This window comes from Halolamina sediminis (assembly GCF_001282785.1).
In the GTDB taxonomy this organism is placed as follows: domain Archaea; phylum Halobacteriota; class Halobacteria; order Halobacteriales; family Haloferacaceae; genus Halolamina; species Halolamina sediminis.
In genome coordinates this window covers 1,772,489-1,790,667 of sequence record NZ_CVUA01000001.1, presented here as the reverse complement: position 1 = coordinate 1,790,667, position 18,179 = coordinate 1,772,489, and the positions used below count along the sequence as shown (strand labels likewise).

Sequence of the window (18,179 nt, the reverse complement as noted above, 5' to 3'; positions counted from 1 at the left end):
GCCGGGTCGGTACGCCTTTGGGGGCAGCGCCGCCAGACGACGGTGTCCCGCTTCCCACTCATGCCCGCCATCGAGACTACCGACCTGACCAAACAGTACGGCGACACCGTCGCAGTCACGGACCTCGACCTCGCGGTCGACTCAGGCAGCGTGTTCGGCTTCCTCGGCCCCAACGGCGCCGGGAAGACGACGACGATGCGGATGCTGACCGGGCTCGTCCGTCCGACCCGGGGCCGCGCGACGGTCGCCGGCGCCGACGCGACCGACCGCGACGCCCTCCGCCCCCGGATCGGCTATCTGCCCGAAGAGCCGCCGCTGTACGATCACGCGACCGCGTACGAACAGCTCGACTACGCCGCCGGCCTGCGCGATCTCGACCCCGAGCGCGCCAGCGAGCGCGTCGACGACCTGCTCGACCGCCTCGACCTGCCGCCCGAGGACGCGTCGGGCCGCATCGCCGACTACTCGAAGGGGATGCGGCAGAAAGTCGCCTACGTGCAGGCGGTGCTCCACGAGCCCGACGTGGTGTTCCTCGACGAGCCGACCTCCGGGCTCGACCCGCGTGCGGCCCGGACGCTCCGGCAACTGATCGTCGAGCTCGCCGAGGGCGGGACGACCGTGTTTCTCTCGACACACATCCTCCCGGTAGTCGAGGAAGTCGCCGACGCGGTGGGGATCCTCTACGACGGCGAGCTGGTCGCCGAGGGCGCGCCCGCCGAACTGCAGCGCCGCGCGGAGACCGGCGAGGCGCGCTCGCTGGAGGACGCGTTCCTCGAACTCACGACCGACGCCGTCGACGCGGCGCCGAGCGAGGGCGATGGCTGAGCCGAACTGGCTCCGGCACGCACTCCGGGCGGGTATCTTCGAGTACCGGCGCTCGATTCGGGCGATCCGCGAGGACACGGGCCGGCTGGTGTTGCTGGCGTTCAGTGTCCTGCTTCCGACGCTGATGCTCGGCGGGATGGCGGCACTGTTCGCACCGATCGTCCGGGAGAACGTGCCGGCCGGGCACGCTGTCCCGGCCGCGCTGCGTGGCGGCGCGACGCTGTTCTGGCTGTTCGGCGTCTTCCTGCTGGGCCAGCGGACGTCGTCGGCACACAGCGAGCCCGTGGCGGCGCCGTTCGTGCTGACGACAGTCTCCCCCCGGACCGCCGTCGTCGGCGGGATCGTCGCGGAGTCGCTGCGCGTGCTGACGTACGTGCTCCCGACCGCGGGGCTCGTGACCCTCGTCGGCGCCTACGCGTTCGCGACGCCGGCGCCGCTACTGACGGTGCCGCTGGTCGGCTGCCTGTTCGTCGCCAGCGCCGTCGTCGCTGGCCGGCTCGCGGGGTACTCCACGGCGTGGCTCGTCGCCCGAGTCCCGTTCGTCGCCCGCCACCGGACCGCACTGAGCGCGCTCGTCGCCATCGGCTTCTTCGGGCTGTACATGCTGTTCCAGCTCCCGTCGATCCGCTACTCGCTCGACCCCGCGCTGCTGAGCGCCGTCCCGCTGGGCTGGATCGTCGAGCTGCTGGCGGCCGGAACGCCGATCGAGTTCTCCCCAGCCCACGCCGCGGGCGGGCTGCTCACCGTCGGTGCAGTGCTGATCGCCGGCGGCTGGGCCGCCCAGCGGGTCGCCGCCTCGCTGTGGTTCGGTGACGAGGTCGACCCGACCGAGAGCGACGACGCGGCGACGGCGACGACCGAGCGCTCCACCGCCGGGGCGCTCGAACGCGGGATTTCCCCGGTCACGGTGCCGCTGGTGAGCGGGCCCGTCCAGCAGGTCGCCCGGTGGACACTGCTGCGGGCGAGACGCGAGCCGCAGCGACTGAACTTCCTGATGGTGCCAGTGTTCGGCGGCATCTCTGGGCTGGGGAGCATGATCCTACAGGGCACAGTCTCCCCGTCGGCGTTCGGGCCGGCGGTCGCGCTGATCGCGGGCTGGGTCGGCGGCGCCGCGTTCGCGCTCAATCCGCTGGGCGACGAGGGGCCGGTGCTGCCGATGACGCTGACGACTGTTTCCGGGCGGACGTACGTCCGCGGGCTGCTCGCGCCGGCGATGTTCACCGGCCCGATCGTCGCTGCGCTCACGTTTTCGGTCGCCGTCGCCGGCGGCCACGGGCTCGGCTCGGCGCTGGCGCTCGCGGCGATCGGCTGCCTGCTGAGCGCCGTCGGCGCCGCGCTGGCGCCGGCGGTCGGGATCTGGTTCCCACGCTACAGCGCGATCCGGATCGGCAACAGCGACGAGGTTCGGCCGCCGCGGCTGCTCGCCGGCACGCTGCACACCGTGCTCGTGTTCGTCCCCGGCGCGATGCTGGTGGGCGTCGCCGTCGCGCCGGAAATCGTCCGGCTCGTCGTGTCGGGCGTCGGCACTGTCCCCGGCTTCCTGCTCGGCCTCGTGGCCGGGGAGTCGGGGGGACTCGCCGCGATCGCGTCGTCGTTCGACGCCCTCGGCGCCGGCATCCGGTCGCTACCGCCGGCTATCGTTCAGTTCGGCGCCGGTGCGTTGCTGACCGCCGGCGGCGTGCTGGCCGGCTGGATCGGTTACCGTGAGGCAGTTCGGCGGTTCGACGAGCACGGGCCGTACTGATGGCCGGGGACGTTCCCGACCTCGACGCCGTCGCCGTCGTGATCGCGTCGAACCTCGTGGTGCCGGCGGGGGTGGTGTTTCTCGACTGGTCGATCGCGGTGCTGTTCGGCGTGCTCGTCACCGAGCTCGCGGTCGTGTTCGCACTGGCACTGGTGAAGATCCCGTTCGCGGCCAAGCGCTCCCGTGGCACCGTCGACCGCTCCCGGCTCGCTGGGCTGGTCCACCGGCTCAGGGGGTCGATCCCGATGCCCGGGCCGATCCCCGGAATCTACCCGCGGAACCTCCCGCCGCTGTTCGGCGGCGCCGTGATCGGCTCGGTCCTGCTGCTGTTCGTGTTCGCGCTGTTCGGCTTCGTCGCCAGCGGCGGCGTGACCGACGACGAGGCGGCCGCGATCGGCCTCGGGCTGCTGACGGTGTTGGTCCTCCGGAGCGGGGAGGAGCTTCTCGAGTACTTCGTCCGTGGCGGCTACCGCGAGCACTCCGCACAGTCGGCGTTCGCGCCGCCGTTTACGAGCCTGCTCGGGATCGGATCCCTCCTCGTGGTCGGGGTTGGTGTCGACGCTGCGGGGGTCGCCGCCGACCGCGGCGAGGTCGTCCTCGCGCTGCTGGTCGGCGGGAAGTTGCTCCTCGACCTGTGGGGGCTCCGGATCGAGGCCGACGAGGACCGCCACGGCGTGCTGGCCCGGATGTTCGGGAGCACAGCGACTGCCGTCGCCCCCGAGCCCGTCGAGGAGCCCGAGGGGGAGCCGAGGGTCACACAGCGGCCGCCGCGGGGGGCCGCGCTCGTTGACGCGCTTCTCCGTGGGCTGGCGTACGGCGTGACGAGCCCGATCGCGTTTTTCGCGTTCGTCGGTGGCGGCTTTGGCCTCCTCGCGGGGGGGCTCCCGGCGGCCGCGCTGGTCGCGTTTGCCGTCCTCGCACCGTTCGTCGCCGCCCGGGCCGTCGCGCGCTACCTCACCTACGGCGCCGTCGAGTACCGTTGCTACGACGGGCTGCTCGTCGTCGACAGCACACTGCTCGACGCGGCACAGGCGCGGCTCCGGCGACAGGCTGTCGACGGCGTGGCGATCGACCGCGACCTCGTGGACCGCGCCTTCGACACCGAGACGCTCGATCTGGAGGCCGACGCCCCGGACACGACGCCCGAGTTCGGGCTGCCCGACCCCGACGAGGAGCCGGACGACGGCGTGAACGCGGACCGGACGCGCACGCTCGCACACGTGCCCGAGGCGGGCGCCGTCGTCGACGCGCTCGGGGTTCGGTGGATACTGGAACGGGACAGGTAGCTCAGTCGCGGCGGTACCAGAACGCGGCGTAGGCGGCGAGTGAGAGCCCGAAGAGGACGAGCTCCGCCGCGGTCGCGATGCCCGCCGACACGCCCGGATCAGGGATCAGTCCGAACGCGCCGTCGAACCCCACGAGCGCCAAAACCAGCAGAGCGCTCCCGACACGGATCAGCGCCCGATCGGGCCAGTTCTCCGGATTGGCACCCAAGTAGCGCGACCAGAGTTCGGCCGCGACGGGGAGGAGGGCGAGGCCGGTGACGAGCACGAGCAGGTGCGGGTGGACCACGGCGAGGGGTCGAATGCTGCGGTGAAACAGCTTACGATGCCCCCGGGTCGTACGTGTTGAGGCGGTAGAGCAGCCTACCGACGGCGACGACGATCACGACCGCGAGCAGCGGGCCGGTGAACGACGGTACGCCCGACACTGCCCCGACGGCGCCGACCGCCAGTAGCGCCACGCCGAGACGGAGGACGGTGTTGCCCACCATGTTCGCCGCGACGTCCTCGGGGACGGGCGTCGACTCGTCGTAGCCGGCGATCAGGAACGTCCAGCCGCCGAACTTGATCAGCGCCCCCAACGCCGCCAGCACGGCGCCGACCGCCAGCCACTCGACCGAACTTGGAGGGAGTCCGAACATATCTGCCGGTCGTGGCGCCACCGACGTAAGTACCGTCCCGATCTCCCCGACTGCGACGCGGGAGATACGTTCTCGACCCCCTGTGAGTCGTGGCGCCGATCGCTCAGGACTCGTCGACTAGCGGGAACTGCGCCAGCCGGACCGCGGCCATGTCGGTCAGCCCCTTGCCGGTGATCGAGTCTTGATGGCGCTCGTAGTGACCGAGCATCATCCCCTCGTGGTCGGTGACGGGGACCAGTCGGATCTCGGTGCCCTCGGGGCCGACGTCGAACAGCAGGTACGACTGCGGGAACGAGCAGGTCGTCGGCGACATGATCTCGCGGACGCCTCGCTCCTTCGTGGCCGAGGGGAGGTGGAGGTGGCCGGTGACGACCAGCGGCGCGTCGTGGGCTTCGAGCGTGTCGAGGAACGGCTCGGGGTTGCGCATCGTCGGCGGGATCGCCATCTCCGGCTCGTTGTTGTCGCGGTGCTGGACCAACTGCTCGGACATCGTCGGGAGGTTGTGGTGGACCGCAATCAGGGGGTTCTCGAGTTCGGGCAGCGTCTCGTCGAGCCACTCGAGTTGGTGGTCGGTGACGAGCCCGTCGTGGGAGTCGGTCAGCCAGTCGTCGCCGCCGGCGCTGTTGAGGCCGACCACGTCGACGCCGTCGACGCGTTCGTGGAACGGCAGCCCGTCCGGCGTGTAGCGCTCTTCGAACTCGCTCAGGGGGAGGTTCTCGTGGTCGTACCCCTCCTTCTCCACGTCGTGGTTGCCCGGAACCGAGCGGAACGGGCTGTCGAGATCGGCGAGGATCTCGTCGGCGGCGTCGTAGTTCCAGCGCTCGCCGTCCTTGGTGATATCGCCGACACAGAGCGTGTAGTCCACGTCGCGGTCGTTGATGTCCGCGACTGCGCTCGCGAGGTGGGCCTCGGTGTGCTCGAACAGCTTCGACGTGCCCTCTTCGCGCGTGGAGACGTGCGGGTCCGCGACGACGGCGATGCGGGTCCGTTCGTCGCTGCACGGGCGCTGGAGGCGTGCCATCACGTTCCCCGGTGCGCTACCACTGTGGTCGACTGGATCGACGGCCATACGGGGTGTGTGGGCACCCGGTTGATAAGCCCACGGAGCTTCGACGGCCGGCGGTCGGATATGTATCGATATATAGTGGCACTGTCTCAAACGCTCGATATTGGGACGTACTGTCCCAAACGCACACTCAGAGGGCAAACTATTTCTGCAGGCGGTAATCCTGTAGGGGTGATGCCCGAGGAGAGCACTCGGCGATCGTTCTTAGCGGCGGCAGGCACCGGCGTTGCGGCGGCGCTCGCCGGCTGCGGCGGTAATGCACCCGATCAAACAGCGACGGAATCGCCCACTGACGAGCCGGCAGGCGGCTCCGACGACACCGACACCGAGCCGGAGGGCACGCCCCAGTCCGGCGGCACCCTCCAGATGATGGCGACCGGCGCTATCCAGACGCTGGACCCGATCAACGCGAAGGGGTCCGGTGCCGGCTACAACCAGTACAACCAGCAGTTGATGATGTTCCCGGACGGGGAGTACCCGCCGGAGGCGGCGCTCGCGACGGATTACGAGCTGTCCGACGACGGCCTCACGTACACGTTCACGCTGCGTGAGGACGCCACGTTCCACAACGGCGACGACGTGACGGCACACGACGTCGTCTACTCCTTCCGCCGGCTCGCGGAGTCCGAGAACTCCCGGAACCAGGACGACATCATCGGCGAGACGATGACGATCGACCACGAGAAGGACGCCTCCATCGCCCAACCCGAGGACGAGGAGACGCTCGACGACATCGTCCCGGAGTCGCTCGCGGTCGAGGCCGTCGACGACTACACGTTCGAAATGACGCTGCGGAGCGCGTTCTCGTGGTCGCTGTTCCAGATCTCGGGCGGCACGTTCGCGATCCTGCCCGAGAACTCGGTCGGCGACATCGAGGGGTACGACGGCGAGTACTCCTACAACGAGTTCTTCAGCACCTCCGGCGACGGCCCAACCTTCGCCGGCGCCGGCGCGTTCGAGGTCGACTCTTGGAGCAAGGGTGACGCGATCACGCTGTCGGCGTTCGACGGCTACTACGGCACCCAGCCCCAGATCGACGAGATCGTCTACACGGTCGTCCCCGACGGCAACACCCGGCTCAACCGCTTCGAGAACGGGAACGCCGACATCCTCGAAGGGATGCCGACGGCCTCGTTCACGCCGGGCAACGTGAACATCGAGGAGGACCAGGGTGCCAAGGAGATCGGGACGTACGACCTTGGCGGCCAGACGGTCAACTACGGCCAGATTGCCTCGCTGACCACGGAGTACCTCGTGTTCAACACGCTCGAGGTACCGCGACCGGTCCGGCGGGCGTTCGCGTACGCGCTGAACCAGCACGACGTCGCGGAGAACGTCTACAAGGGGACTGCCACGCCGGCGTACCACATCGTGCCGCCGGCGGCGTACCCCACCTTCGAGGAGGGCGTCTCCGCGGGCGAGACGTACACCCGCCACGCCGAGGACGGCTACCAGTCCAACCTCGAAGGCGCCGCCGACGGCTACCCGTACGGCTACGCCGAGACGGATCTCGAGTCCGCCCGGCAGGTGATGGAGGAAGCCGGCTACAGCTCCGACAACACGTTCGAGATCACTGCGACGACGATCTCGGGCAACAGCGGCTACCAGCGGGTGCTCACCCGGCTGCAGTCCAAGCTCCGGCAGGCCCACATCGAGATGGACATCACCGAGGCGCAGTTCGGCACCATCATCAGCCAGGCCATCGGCGGCGAGATGGAAGTGTTCGCGCTGGGTGACGGGATGGAGTACCCCGGCCCGGAGAACTTCCTGCGCTTCCTGTTCGGCGGGAACCCGTCGACGCAGTTCACCCGCTGGGGCGCGGAGGGGAGCTACTTCGACGAGGAGCTCCGACAGACGACGATCGACGCGTGGGAGCAGAACTACGCTCCTTCGGACTCCACGGCCGAGGAGGAGGCCGAGGCGTTCCAGACCGTCGAGGAGGGCAACTGGCTCTCGGTCCAGGAGCTCCCGATCGTCAACCCCGCCAGCCAGCGCTTCTGGCACCAGGACGTCGACGTCGAGATGTACGGTGTGATGGAGAACCAGACGTTCACCGATCTCACGCTCAGCCGGTAGAGCAGCGATCGGCCGTCTTTTCAATACCGCCTTCCTACCCCTGCGCGAACGCACACGAATGCACCAAATACGCGGTCTCGACCTCCGTAACGTGCGCATCGAACAGCCGACCGACGGAGGCCAGACGTGAGCAGAGCCAAGTACCTCGCCAAACGGCTGCTCATGGCGATCCCGGTCGTGTGGCTGGGGACGTCGATGACGTGGTACATCATCTTCCAGGGGCCGATCGACCCCGCCGCACGCCTGCTGAGCGAGGGACAGACGCGTGACCCGGCCGCGTATCAGGCCGCACAGACGCAGTTGGGACTGAACCAACCCCCGCTCCAGCACTACGTCGACTGGGTTTCGAGTCTGCTGATGTTCGACCTCGGCCAGACGTGGCTGCTCTACCAGGGGTCGAACGTGAACGCGCTCATCCTCGACTTCCTCCCGCGGACGCTCTGGCTGGGGTTCTGGTCGGTGCTGATCGCGATCTTCATCGGCGTTCCGTTGGGGTTCTACGCCGGCATGCGGTCGAACACCGTGGCCGACTACACCGCTTCGATGGGCGGGATCGTCTGGCGGGCGATGCCGAACTTCTGGCTCGGGATCATGCTGCTCGCAGTGCTCGGCAGCTCCCAGGCGATCTTCGGCTTCAGTTGGGAGACGCTCGGGCCGAACCTCACCTCCGGTATCTCCGGCAACCCCGATCTCAGCTATCTCTCGGGGAACCCGCTAGCCCTCTTTACGAACCCGAACGCGACCCTGCAGGCGATCAAGAAAGTGGCGCCCGCCGCGATCGTCCTCGGGTCGGCGTCGATGGGGAACGAGATGCGTATCGGCCGGACGGCCGTGCTCGAAGTGAAGAACCAAGACTACGTCGAGCTCGCCAAAGTCAAGGGCGTCTCCGACCGCGCGCTCGTGTACAAACACATCCTCCGGAACGCGCTGGTGCCGCTGGTCCCGATCATCACCAGCGAGGCGTTCCTGCTGATCGGCGGCAGCGTGCTCGTCGAGTCCGTGTTCGGGATCAACGGGATCGGCTACCTGTTCTTCCAGGCGGCCATCCAGGGCGACCTCCCGCTTGTCGGGACGCTGATGTACGTATTCATCCTCATGATCGTCGGAATCAATCTCATTCAGGACGTGCTGTACACGCTGATCGACCCACGCGTCGGGCTGGAGGGCGAGTGAGATGGCGGTGAAGACCTCCCGGTTCACGGAGACGCTGACCGACGGCCGGACCGCGCTGTGGGCGGCCGTTGGTGTGTTCCTCCTCGTGCTCCAGTTCGGGGCGCTCGCGAACTTCGTCGTCGGGCTGGGTATCGACGCGGTGCTCGCGCTGCCCGGCGTTGAGAGCGTCGGCTTCCTGACCAGCCTCGAGAACGCGCTCCAGTCGATCCCGACGTTGCTCTCCCGCGAGACGGTCCCCAACCAGGGGTACTACGACGGGAGCGGCTACGAGGGGACGTTCCTCGGACTGGCGCCGGCCATGGCGTGGGCGCTGCGGGCGACGCTCATCTATCTCTACGCCTTCGCCGCCCTCGGCTGGGTCATCTGGGGGCTGCGGATCTACCGCCAGGAGCACCGCGCCGCCGACTGGACCCCCCGTGACGACATGCTCAACCGGTTCCGCGGGCACAAGTGGGGGATCTTCGGGCTGGTGATCGTGTTCATGTTCGTGACGATGGCGGTGTTCGCCCCCGCGTTGGGGCCGACGACCGTCGACCAGAACATGCGCAACTCCTACGGCCACGAGATCAGCTACTGGGACACCGAGACCCAGTCCGTCGAGGAGGTCGTCGTCGGCCAGGCCAACCTCAACTCCCTCTCGGTAGGGAACGACGAGAACGTCGGGCTCTGGACGTACGACGACTACGGGCGGTTCCACCCGTTCGGCACGATGCAGAACGGCAGGGACCTGTTCACGTTCCTCGCAGTGGGCTCACGGATCTCCTTGGTCATCGGCGTGCTCTCGGTCGCGCTGAGTGCGTCGATCGCCGCCTCGCTCGCGCTGACCTCGGCGTACTACAAGGGGCGGATCGACCTGGGGATGGTGCTCGTCTCCGACGCCGTGATGGCGATGCCCCAGCTCCTGTTGCTGATCATGCTGACGACCGTCCTCAGGGAGACGTGGATCAGCGACGTGTACAGCGGCGGGTTCCTGCTCGCGCTGATCTTCGCGTTCACTGGCTGGACGTACATGTGGCGCTCCATCCGTGGGCCGGCGCTGCAGATTTCCGAGCGGGAGTGGATCGACGCCGCCCGGAGCTTCGGGCAGACGCCGCTCACGATCATGCGCAAACACATGCTTCCCTACGTGACCGGCTACCTGCTGATCTACGGCTCGATGACGCTGGGTGGCGCGATCATCTCCATCGCGGGGCTGTCCTTCCTCGGGCTGGGGGTGCAGCCACCGACGCCCGAGTGGGGACGGGCGATCAACCTCGGCCAGGACTACGTCCGCACCGGCTCCTGGCACATCTCGCTGATCCCCGGCATCCTGATCACGCTGGTCGTGACCGGGTTCAACGCGCTGGGTGACGGGATCCGCGACGCGATCGACCCGCAGTCCGACAGCGCCGGCGGCGAGACCGCCGGGGCAGGGGGTGGCGCGTGAGCGACACGCTGCTCTCCGTCGAGAACCTCCGCACCGTGTTCCACACCGACAAGGAGACGATCCGCGCCGTCGACGGCGTGAGCTTCGACGTCCAGCGCGGCGAGACCGTCGGCCTCGTCGGCGAGTCCGGGTCGGGCAAGTCCGTCACCGCCCGCTCGGTGCTCGGGCTGGTCGAGGAGCCCGGCGTGATCGAGGAGGGGTCGATCGAGTTCTGCGGCGACGAGCTCGTCGGCGGCAACTGGGACGAACACCGCGGCGACATCGCGATCGTGTTCCAGGACCCGATGAACTCGCTCAACCCCGTCTACACCGTCGGGAACCAGATCAAGGAGGCCCTGCGAATCCATCAGGACCTCCGGGGGCAGGAGGCCACCGAGGCCGCGATCGAACTGCTGGAGGACGTTGGCATCCCCGACGCCGCCCGCCGCGTGTCGGAGTACCCCCACCAGTTCTCCGGCGGGATGCGCCAGCGTGCGGTGATCGCGATCGCGCTGGCCTGTGACCCGGACCTGCTGGTCTGTGACGAGCCGACGACCGCACTCGACGTGACGATTCAGGCCCAGATCCTCGAACTGCTGGACGAGCTCCAGCGCGAGGAGAACCTGGGCGTGCTGTTCATTACTCACGACATGGGCGTGATCGAGGAGACGACCGACCGCGTGAACGTGATGTACGCCGGCGAGTTCGTCGAGAGCGCGCCGGTCGACGAGCTGTTCGACAACCCCCGCCACCCCTACACCCGGGGGCTGCTCGCGAGCATCCCCGGCCGGACCGCCGGCGACGAACGGCTGCCAACGATCGAAGGTGAGGTGCCGACATCGACCAGCGAGCCAACGAGCTGCCGGTTCGCGCCGCGGTGTCCCCACGCGTTCGAGGACTGCGAGGCGGTCCACCCCGAACGGATCGACGTCGGCGACGGGAACGTCGACCACGAGGCGGCGTGTCTCCTGTACGACGACCGGTTCGAGGAGTCGGCGCCCGAGGAGAAGTTCGCGAACGACGGGGGTGAGCGCGCGTGAGCGCCGAACCGTTCCTCGAAGTCCGCGACCTGAAGAAGTACTACGACGACGGCGGCCTGCTCGGCAGCGACCCCGTCAAGGCGGTCGACGGCGTGAGCTTCGACATCCGCGAGGGCGAGACGCTCGGGCTCGTCGGCGAGTCCGGCTGTGGGAAGACCACACTGGGGCGGACGATTCTCAACCTCGAGAAGGCGACCGAGGGTGAGGTCGTCGCCGACGACACCGACGTGACCAGCATCTCGGGCCGGGAGCTCCGGGAGTGGCAGAGTCAGGCCCAGATGGTGTTCCAGGACCCCGAGGCCAGCCTGAACGAGCGGATGACCGTCGGCGAGATCATCCGCGAGCCGCTCGACGCCCACGACTGGCCGAACCTCGCAGTGTCGGTCAGCGACGACCGCGAGGTGTCGGGGAAACTCGTCCACCGCGCCGAGGACGGCGAACGCCCCGACATCACTGTCGGCATCGACGACAGCGTCACCGTCCGCAAGAACGCACCGCTGTCGATCGACGACGTGGAGGTCGAGATCGACGAGGTGGAGATCAGCGTCGAGGTGACCAAACACGCCTCGGAGATGCGCGAGGACCGCGTGCGCGACCTGCTCGAACAGGTGGGGCTGCAGGAGGAGCACTTCTACCGCTACCCCCACCAGTTCTCCGGCGGGCAGAGTCAGCGCGTGGGCATCGCCCGCGCGCTCGCGCTCGAACCGCGGTTCCTCGTGCTCGACGAACCCGTGAGCGCACTCGACGTGAGCGTCCAGGCCCGGATCATCAACCTCCTCGAAGACTTACAGGAGGAGCTCGGGCTCACCTTCCTGTTCATCGCCCACGACCTGAGCGTCGTCCGCCACATCGCCGACCGCGTGGCGGTGATGTACCTGGGTGAGGTGATGGAGCTCGGCCCAACCGAGGAGGTGTTCACCGACCCCTCTCACCCCTACACCGAGTCGCTGCTGTCGGCGATTCCCGGCTCGTTGGTCGAGACCGGCGAGCGTATCACGCTGCGCGGGACGCCGCCGAGCCCGCGGGACCCGCCGACGGGCTGTCGGTTCTCGACGCGTTGCCCGGCGAAGATCCGCCCCGACGAGTACAGCGTCTCCGGCGAACACTGGGAGGCGCTCGACCAGCTCCACTCGGTGCTCCGGGCCCGCGCGAACGCCGAGAAGAGCATCGTCGACGTGGTCAAAGAGCGGCTTGGCGTGCAGGACGTGTCGACGGTCGACGAGCTCCTGCTCGAACTGTTCGACGCCGAGGAGGAAGCCGACGGCGACATCACGCTGAACATGCCCGACGACGCGGCGTCGGTCGTGTACGAGGCCGTGGAGATGGCCCGTGCCGGCGACGAAGACGGCGCCGCGACGCGGCTGGACGAGGCGTTCGGCAGCGTCTGCACCGAGGAACACCCCGACGCCAACGACGTCGGCGAGGGGCGGGAGAGCCGGTGTCTCCGCCACCGCGAGGAGTACGAGGATCCCGGCCCGGTGATCGAACAGCGCTACCGGAGCTAACCGGGCCCGAACCGACAGGGCTTACGCCACGGCGACGTACCCTCGCCCGTGTCCGAACCGTCCGCTTGCGACCTCTGTGACAGCCCCGTTCCCGAGCACCGCGACGGGGCGTTCTGCTCGGCGGGCTGTCGGTCGATCGCCGAAACCCTCGCTGAGCCCGCCGACACCGGGCCCGAGACGGCCGACGCCGCGGCCGACGGGACCACGTCGGCGTTCTTCTCGGTCGAGGGGATGCATTCTGCGACCTGTGAGGCGTACCTCGAAGCCGTCGCACGCGGCGTCGACGGCGTCGTCGCCGCCGACGCGAGCTACGTCACCGAGTCGATCCGCGTCGACTGCGACGGCGAGCCGCCGGTCGAGGAACTGACCGAGGCGCTCTCCGGCCTCGGCTACGACGCCACGCCGCGTGAGGATCGCGAGCCCGGGAGCTCGGTCGACACCGACGGCGGCGTCGTCGACGGTGCGTTGGGCTACCGCTACGCAGCCGGGGTGGTGTTCGCCTCGTTCCTGTTGCTCCCCTACGCCGTCGTGTTCTACCCCTCCCACCTCGCGGCGCTGCTGGGCTTCGCCGACCCGCTGGGCGGCGGCGCGAGCATCACGACCGTCGTCCCCGTGTTCCTCGTGTTGACGTTCGTCGTCATCGTCGTCACCGGCGCGCCCGTGCTCCGGGACGCCTACATCGCGATCGTCCTCAGGAAACCCAACACGGGGCTACTCGTGACGTTGACCGCGATCGCGGCGTACCTGTTCGGGGTCGCGGGCTACTTCGCGGGGACGTTCGGCGCCTACTACGACCTCGCGGTGGTGGCGGTCGCCGGCGTCACCGGCGCGACGTTCTACGAGTCGCTCACGAAGCGCAACGCCGCGAGCGCGCTGACCGATCTCACGGTGTCCCGCGTGGCGGACGCGACCCGCGAGACCGACGCCGGGAGCGAGACCGTCCCGGTCGACGCACTCGAACCGGGCGACCGCGTGCTCGTCCCCGAGGGCGAGCGCGTGCCCGTGGACGGCACGCTCACGGAGGGCGAGTGTACCGTCGACGAGGCGGTCGTCACCGGCGAGTCGGCGCCCGTTCGGAAGCGGGCGGGCGACGAACTGATCGGCGGCTCGATCGTCAGCACGGGCGCGGCGACGATCACCGTCGGCGACGGCGTGGCGAGCAGCGTCGACCGGCTCGCGGCGTCGGTCTGGGGGTTCCAGAGCGCCGCCCACGGGGGCCAGCGCCGCGCGAACCGAATCGCCGAGCGAGTAACGCCGCCGCTGGTCGCGGTGGCACTGCTCGTCGGCGTCGGCTCGTTCGTGCTGAGCGGCGGCCGGATCGCGGTCGGCGTCGTCGGGCTGCTCACGACGTTCATCGCCGCCTCGCCGTGGGCGCTGGGGTTCTCGACGCCGCTGTCGGCGGGGACGAGCGTCGCCCGCGCGCTCGAGGACGGCGTCGCGGTGTTCGACGAGACGACGTTCGAGCGGCTGCGCGGCGTCGAGACGGTCGTGTTCGACAAGACCGGGACGCTCACCACCGGCCGGATGGAGCTGCTCGATTACGACGCGCCAGCGGACCTGCTCGCGGCGGCCGCCGAACTCGAACGACGGGCCGCCCACCCCGCGGCCGCGGCGATCGTCGACGCGTTCGGCGGCGACGACAACACGGTCGAGTCGTTCACCAGCCACCCGACCGGCGTCGAGGGAACTGTCGACGGCCGGCAGCTGCTCGTCGGGAACCCCGACCTGTTCGCGGAGCGCGGCTGGTCGGTGCCTGACAACATCGCGTCCCGGGCGAGCGAGGCCCGCGAGGCCGGGAAGCTCCCGGTGCTCGTCGGGGAGGACGGCGCGGCGGCGGGAATCGTGATCGTCGGCGACGAGGCCCGGCCCGACTGGGCGTCGACGCTCGAACGCCTCGCCGACCGGGGGCTCGACGTGGTCGTGCTCACGGGCGACGACGAGTCCGCGGCCGCCGAGTTCGCCGCCAGCCCGCACGTCACCCACGTGTTCGCGGGCGTCCCCCCGGCCGGGAAGTCGGCGGCGGTCCGGCGGCTGCGCGCCGACGGGCCGGTCGCGATGGTCGGCGACGGGACCAACGACGCGCCGGCGCTGGCCGCGGCGGATCTGGGGATCTCGCTCGGGAGCGGGACCGCACTCGCGGCCGAGGCCTCGGATCTGGCGGTGGTCGAGGACGACCTCTCCGGCGTCGCCGCGGCGTTCGACCACTCGGCGGAGAGCTACCGGCGGCGGCGCTGGAACGACCGGCTCGCGCTGCTGTACAACGTCGCCGCGATCCCGCTGGCGATCGGCGGGCTGCTCAACCCCCTGCTGACGATGGGGGCGGCGGTGTTGTGCTGTGGGCTGATCGCCGGCAACGCGTTCCGTGCCGACTAATCGGGAAGTTCGAACTCACCCAGCGTGAGAAGGCCAAGTGCGAAGCCGGCGACGATCAGTCCCCCCGCGAGCAGCTGTGAGCGTGGCGTGCTCGGGAGCAAGCCCGTCGCGAGCGTCCCCCCAACGACGAGTATCGACGCGCCACCGAGCCCGACTACGGTCCGTACTCGTTCGTCCATATCGAGAGTTCGACCTCCGACAGCATGAGCGACACGCTTCCGTCCCGTGCCCGACGACGCTAAAGGGGAGGACCGTTCATGGCCGGCCATGTTGGGTGGGAAACTCGCGGCGGCGTCGACGCTGAAGATCGCCGCCGCAGTGCTCGGAGTGCTGTCGCTCTCGATCGGCGGGGCGTGGGCGGTCGGGATCATCGGCGCGCCCTCGGTCGTCGTCGTCGACAACGCGTTCGGCCCGGTGAACGAGTCGACCACGACGATCGAGTCCGAGATCGTCGTCGACAACCCCAACCCGTTCGGGCTGCGGCTGGGTGGGCTCACGATCGACTACGCCGTCGAGATGAACGGCGTCCGGATGGCTACCGGCGGGCGCGAGGGGCTGGGGGTGAACGCCAGCGGCAACAGTTCGATCCCGCTCACGACGCGGATGAACAACGACCGCATCCCGCCGTGGTGGGTCACCCACGTCGAGAACGGCGAGAACACCACGCTGACCGTCGACGCCTCGATCCACTCGGACCTGCTGGGCCAGTCGTTCGACCCACAGATCGAACGGTCGGTGAACACGAACGTCATCGGCGGGTTCAACAGCGAGGAGGACCGGCCGATCGACGTCGACCGGCCGTTCGCTCCCGAGCCCGTGCTCTGGCTCAACAGCACCAGCGGCCAGTGGGGCGCGGTGAGCAACGAGACCACCGAGATCGACACCGCCTTCGAGCTGTACAACCCCAACCCGACGCCGGTCGCGATCTCGGAGATCGGCTACGAGATCGAGATGAACACCGTCACGATGGGCGAGGGCGCGACCGAGAGCGCGGTCAGCATCGCCCCCGGAGAGCGCGAGACCGTCCGCGCGACGACGGCGCTGCAGAACGAGAACCTCGACGAGTGGTGGGTCACCCACCTCCAGAACGAGCAGACGACACAACTGGAGGTGACGTTCTACGCCCGGATCGACCTCTCCTCGTTCGGCGGCGACACCATCGAGATCCGGCTCGACTCCATCCAGCGCACCATCGAGACCGACATCTTCGGTGGGGGTGCGTCCGACGGCGGCACCGAGGGCGAGGCCACGCCCACGCCCGACGGAACTGAAACGGCGACAGCACCCGACGACGAGGAGACGGCGACGCCCGACGACACGCCCACTGACGACGAGACAGCCACACCGACGCCGACACCGACCGACGACGGACTCCTCGCGGTCGGTGGTTCCGTGGCGTGACAACACGTCACTGAGCGCCGACACGTTCTTCGCGGTGGCGGTGCTGCGTTCGACTATGCGGAGTGAACACGCTCCTGATCGGGTTCTTCTCGCACGACGAGACCGCGGTCGCGGCCGAGCGTGAGGACGGGGCGGTCCGGCTGACCGTCGACGGCGAGACGTATCGCTTGCCCCGCGAGGCCGCGCTCGCGCTGCGGGAGTCCGTCGGCGACGCGCTGGAGCGCCGACTGGCGCTGTTCCGGACCGTCGGACAGTACCGCCGCGACGGGAGCTACACCGTCGCCCGCCGAGGCGCCGACACGCCGGGAAACGAACAGGTGTTCGACTCCTTCGAGGCGCTGCGGGCGCTGTTCGAATCGCTACCCCCCGAGTTCGGGGCCGAGGCGGTGGGTGAGCAGGGCGTCACCGGCTCCCGACGCCACCTGATCGTGCGCCACTTCGCCGAGCACCCGCGGTTCGACTGTCGGCTGATCAGCGAGCGCCCGCTACGGGCCGAGAAGTCCGAGGACTGACGAGCGGTCGCCGTCGGTCGGCAGGCATACGTCGCCGCCGCCCGCAGCCGGAAACATGACCGACAGCGGCAAGATCGACCGGACGTTCTTCGCCGAGCGGATCGCCCCCCGACTCGGCGCCGAGCGCGACGACGTGGCGCTTGGCCCGACTGCGGGCGTCGACTTCGGCCTGCTCGACCTCGACGGGACGGGGCTGGCGGTCGCGACCGACCCGATCTCGGTGCTCCCGGCGCTGGGGTTCGAACGCGCGGGCCGGTTCGCGCTCCACGTCGCGCTCTCGGACGTGGCCGTCGCCGGCGTCGTCCCCAGCCACCTCGCGATCTCCTTCTCGCTGTCCGAGTCCATCACCGACGAACAGTTCGACGCGCTCTGGGGCGCGATCCACGAGGAGTGTCGTGATCTGGGGATCAGCGTGCTCACAGGTCACACCGCGCGCTACCCCGGCGCCGAGTTCCCGTGGGTCGGCGCGGCGACGGCGATGGGCGTCTGCGACCCCGCGGCGGTCGTGCGCCCGGACGGCGCGCGCCCGGGCGACCGCCTGCTCGTGACTCGCGGGCCGGCCGTCGAGACCGCGGGCCTGTTCGCGTCGCTGTACCCCGAGGAACTCGGCGAGCGCGGGCTGTCGCCCGAGACGGTTGCCGAGGCCGCCACGGGGCTGGACGAGGCCACGCTGGTCCGCGACGCCGTGACCGCTGCGGAGACAAGGGAAGTGACCGCGATGCACGACGCGACGGAGGGGGGCTTGCTCGGCGCGTTCTGTGAGATGGCCGGCAGCGCCGGGGTCCGGTTCGAGATCGACCACGCGGCGGCGCCGATGCGGTCGGGCGTCGACGCGGTCTGTGCGGCGCTGGGGATCGACCCGTGGAAATCCACCAGTTCGGGGACGCTCGTGCTCGCGGTCGCGCCCGAGGACGCCGACGCGGTCCGGGCGGCGATCGAGCGTCGGGGGACGCCCGTCGCCGAAGTCGGGAAAGTCGTAGAAGGTTCGGGTGTCCGGTTCCGCGGCGAGGAGTGGACCGAGCCGCCGCGGGACCCCTCGTGGGACGCCTACGCCGAGTTGGCCGGCGAGGAGTGAGCCGCGAATGGGGCGGCGGCCGGTGTGGTAACGCCTTTGTCGGGCGGGACGGAGAACCGT

16 protein-coding genes are annotated in these 18,179 nt (G+C 69.5%); 12 read left to right on the top strand and 4 right to left on the bottom strand.

The features are described 5' to 3' along the window. The first annotated feature begins 60 nt into the window (after nucleotides 1-60). Genes BN1959_RS08905 through BN1959_RS08895 form a run of 3 tightly spaced genes read left to right on the top strand, consistent with a single transcriptional unit; the run spans nucleotide 61 to nucleotide 3,855 of the window. Complete coding sequence (locus tag BN1959_RS08905; protein ID WP_053949358.1) at nucleotides 61-825, top strand: ABC transporter ATP-binding protein; 765 nt, start codon at nucleotides 61-63, stop codon at nucleotides 823-825. Next, a complete protein-coding gene (locus BN1959_RS08900; protein WP_053948325.1) occupies nucleotides 818-2,569 on the top strand; it encodes a hypothetical protein in 1,752 nt (583 codons plus the stop codon). Before BN1959_RS08905 ends, BN1959_RS08900 begins: the two co-directional genes overlap by 8 nt. Next, nucleotides 2,569-3,855 carry a DUF6498-containing protein gene (locus tag BN1959_RS08895; RefSeq protein WP_053948324.1) on the top strand — a complete coding sequence of 429 codons (1,287 nt, stop codon included), beginning with the start codon at nucleotides 2,569-2,571 and terminating at the stop codon, nucleotides 3,853-3,855. Before BN1959_RS08900 ends, BN1959_RS08895 begins: the two co-directional genes overlap by 1 nt. Nucleotide 3,856: 1 nt before the next feature. Here the strand turns inward: BN1959_RS08895 and BN1959_RS08890 are convergent, their stop codons facing one another. The 3 genes from BN1959_RS08890 to BN1959_RS08880 all read right to left on the bottom strand — a co-directional run bounded on the left by BN1959_RS08890 (nucleotide 3,857) and on the right by BN1959_RS08880 (nucleotide 5,562). Then, nucleotides 3,857-4,141: a hypothetical protein gene (locus tag BN1959_RS08890; RefSeq protein ID WP_053948323.1), complete on the bottom strand. Its 285-nt coding sequence runs from the start codon at nucleotides 4,139-4,141 to the stop codon at nucleotides 3,857-3,859. Nucleotides 4,142-4,172: 31 nt separating this feature from the next. Then, nucleotides 4,173-4,493 carry a DUF3784 domain-containing protein gene (locus tag BN1959_RS08885; RefSeq protein ID WP_053948322.1) on the bottom strand — a complete coding sequence of 107 codons (321 nt, stop codon included), beginning with the start codon at nucleotides 4,491-4,493 and terminating at the stop codon, nucleotides 4,173-4,175. 103 nt (nucleotides 4,494-4,596) lie between these two features. Continuing rightward, nucleotides 4,597-5,562, bottom strand: coding sequence for a metallophosphoesterase family protein (locus BN1959_RS08880; protein ID WP_053948321.1), 966 nt, complete (start codon nucleotides 5,560-5,562; stop codon nucleotides 4,597-4,599). A 171-nt stretch (nucleotides 5,563-5,733) separates the two neighbouring features. Here BN1959_RS08880 and BN1959_RS08875 point away from each other — a divergent pair, with 171 nt between their 5' ends. The 6 genes from BN1959_RS08875 (at nucleotide 5,734) to BN1959_RS08850 (ending at nucleotide 15,131) form a co-directional block, all read left to right on the top strand. Continuing rightward, nucleotides 5,734-7,635, top strand: coding sequence for an ABC transporter substrate-binding protein (locus tag BN1959_RS08875; protein ID WP_053948320.1), 1,902 nt, complete (start codon nucleotides 5,734-5,736; stop codon nucleotides 7,633-7,635). 126 nt (nucleotides 7,636-7,761) lie between these two features. After that, nucleotides 7,762-8,808, top strand: a complete 1,047-nt coding sequence (locus BN1959_RS08870; RefSeq protein WP_053948319.1) for an ABC transporter permease — start codon at nucleotides 7,762-7,764, stop codon at nucleotides 8,806-8,808. Between the two features lies 1 nt (nucleotide 8,809). Further along, nucleotides 8,810-10,234, top strand: a complete 1,425-nt coding sequence (locus BN1959_RS08865) for an ABC transporter permease (RefSeq protein ID WP_053948318.1) — start codon at nucleotides 8,810-8,812, stop codon at nucleotides 10,232-10,234. Further along, entirely contained in the window at nucleotides 10,231-11,253 is a 1,023-nt protein-coding gene (locus tag BN1959_RS08860) for an ABC transporter ATP-binding protein (RefSeq protein WP_053948317.1), read from the top strand. Before BN1959_RS08865 ends, BN1959_RS08860 begins: the two co-directional genes overlap by 4 nt. Continuing rightward, nucleotides 11,250-12,758 carry an ABC transporter ATP-binding protein gene (locus BN1959_RS08855; RefSeq protein WP_053948316.1) on the top strand — a complete coding sequence of 503 codons (1,509 nt, stop codon included), beginning with the start codon at nucleotides 11,250-11,252 and terminating at the stop codon, nucleotides 12,756-12,758. Before BN1959_RS08860 ends, BN1959_RS08855 begins: the two co-directional genes overlap by 4 nt. A 48-nt stretch (nucleotides 12,759-12,806) precedes the next feature. Beyond that, on the top strand, nucleotides 12,807-15,131 hold the full coding sequence (locus BN1959_RS08850) for a heavy metal translocating P-type ATPase (protein WP_053948315.1): 2,325 nt from the start codon (nucleotides 12,807-12,809) through the stop codon (nucleotides 15,129-15,131). Here the strand turns inward: BN1959_RS08850 and BN1959_RS08845 are convergent. After that, nucleotides 15,128-15,310 (bottom strand): hypothetical protein, encoded by a 183-nt coding sequence (locus BN1959_RS08845; protein WP_053948314.1) that lies wholly within the window; start codon nucleotides 15,308-15,310, stop codon nucleotides 15,128-15,130. The two genes, BN1959_RS08850 and BN1959_RS08845, sit on opposite strands and share 4 nt — an antisense overlap. An 88-nt stretch (nucleotides 15,311-15,398) precedes the next feature. Here BN1959_RS08845 and BN1959_RS08840 point away from each other — a divergent pair, with 88 nt between their 5' ends. The 3 genes from BN1959_RS08840 (at nucleotide 15,399) to BN1959_RS08830 (ending at nucleotide 18,119) form a co-directional block, all read left to right on the top strand. Beyond that, entirely contained in the window at nucleotides 15,399-16,532 is a 1,134-nt protein-coding gene (locus BN1959_RS08840) for an LEA type 2 family protein (protein ID WP_053948313.1), read from the top strand. Between the two features lie 62 nt (nucleotides 16,533-16,594). Then, a complete protein-coding gene (locus BN1959_RS08835) occupies nucleotides 16,595-17,044 on the top strand; it encodes a DUF7528 family protein (protein WP_237560317.1) in 450 nt (149 codons plus the stop codon). Nucleotides 17,045-17,099: 55 nt separating this feature from the next. Further along, nucleotides 17,100-18,119, top strand: a complete 1,020-nt coding sequence (locus BN1959_RS08830) for an AIR synthase family protein (RefSeq protein WP_053948312.1) — start codon at nucleotides 17,100-17,102, stop codon at nucleotides 18,117-18,119. Nucleotides 18,120-18,179 lie beyond the last annotated feature (60 nt).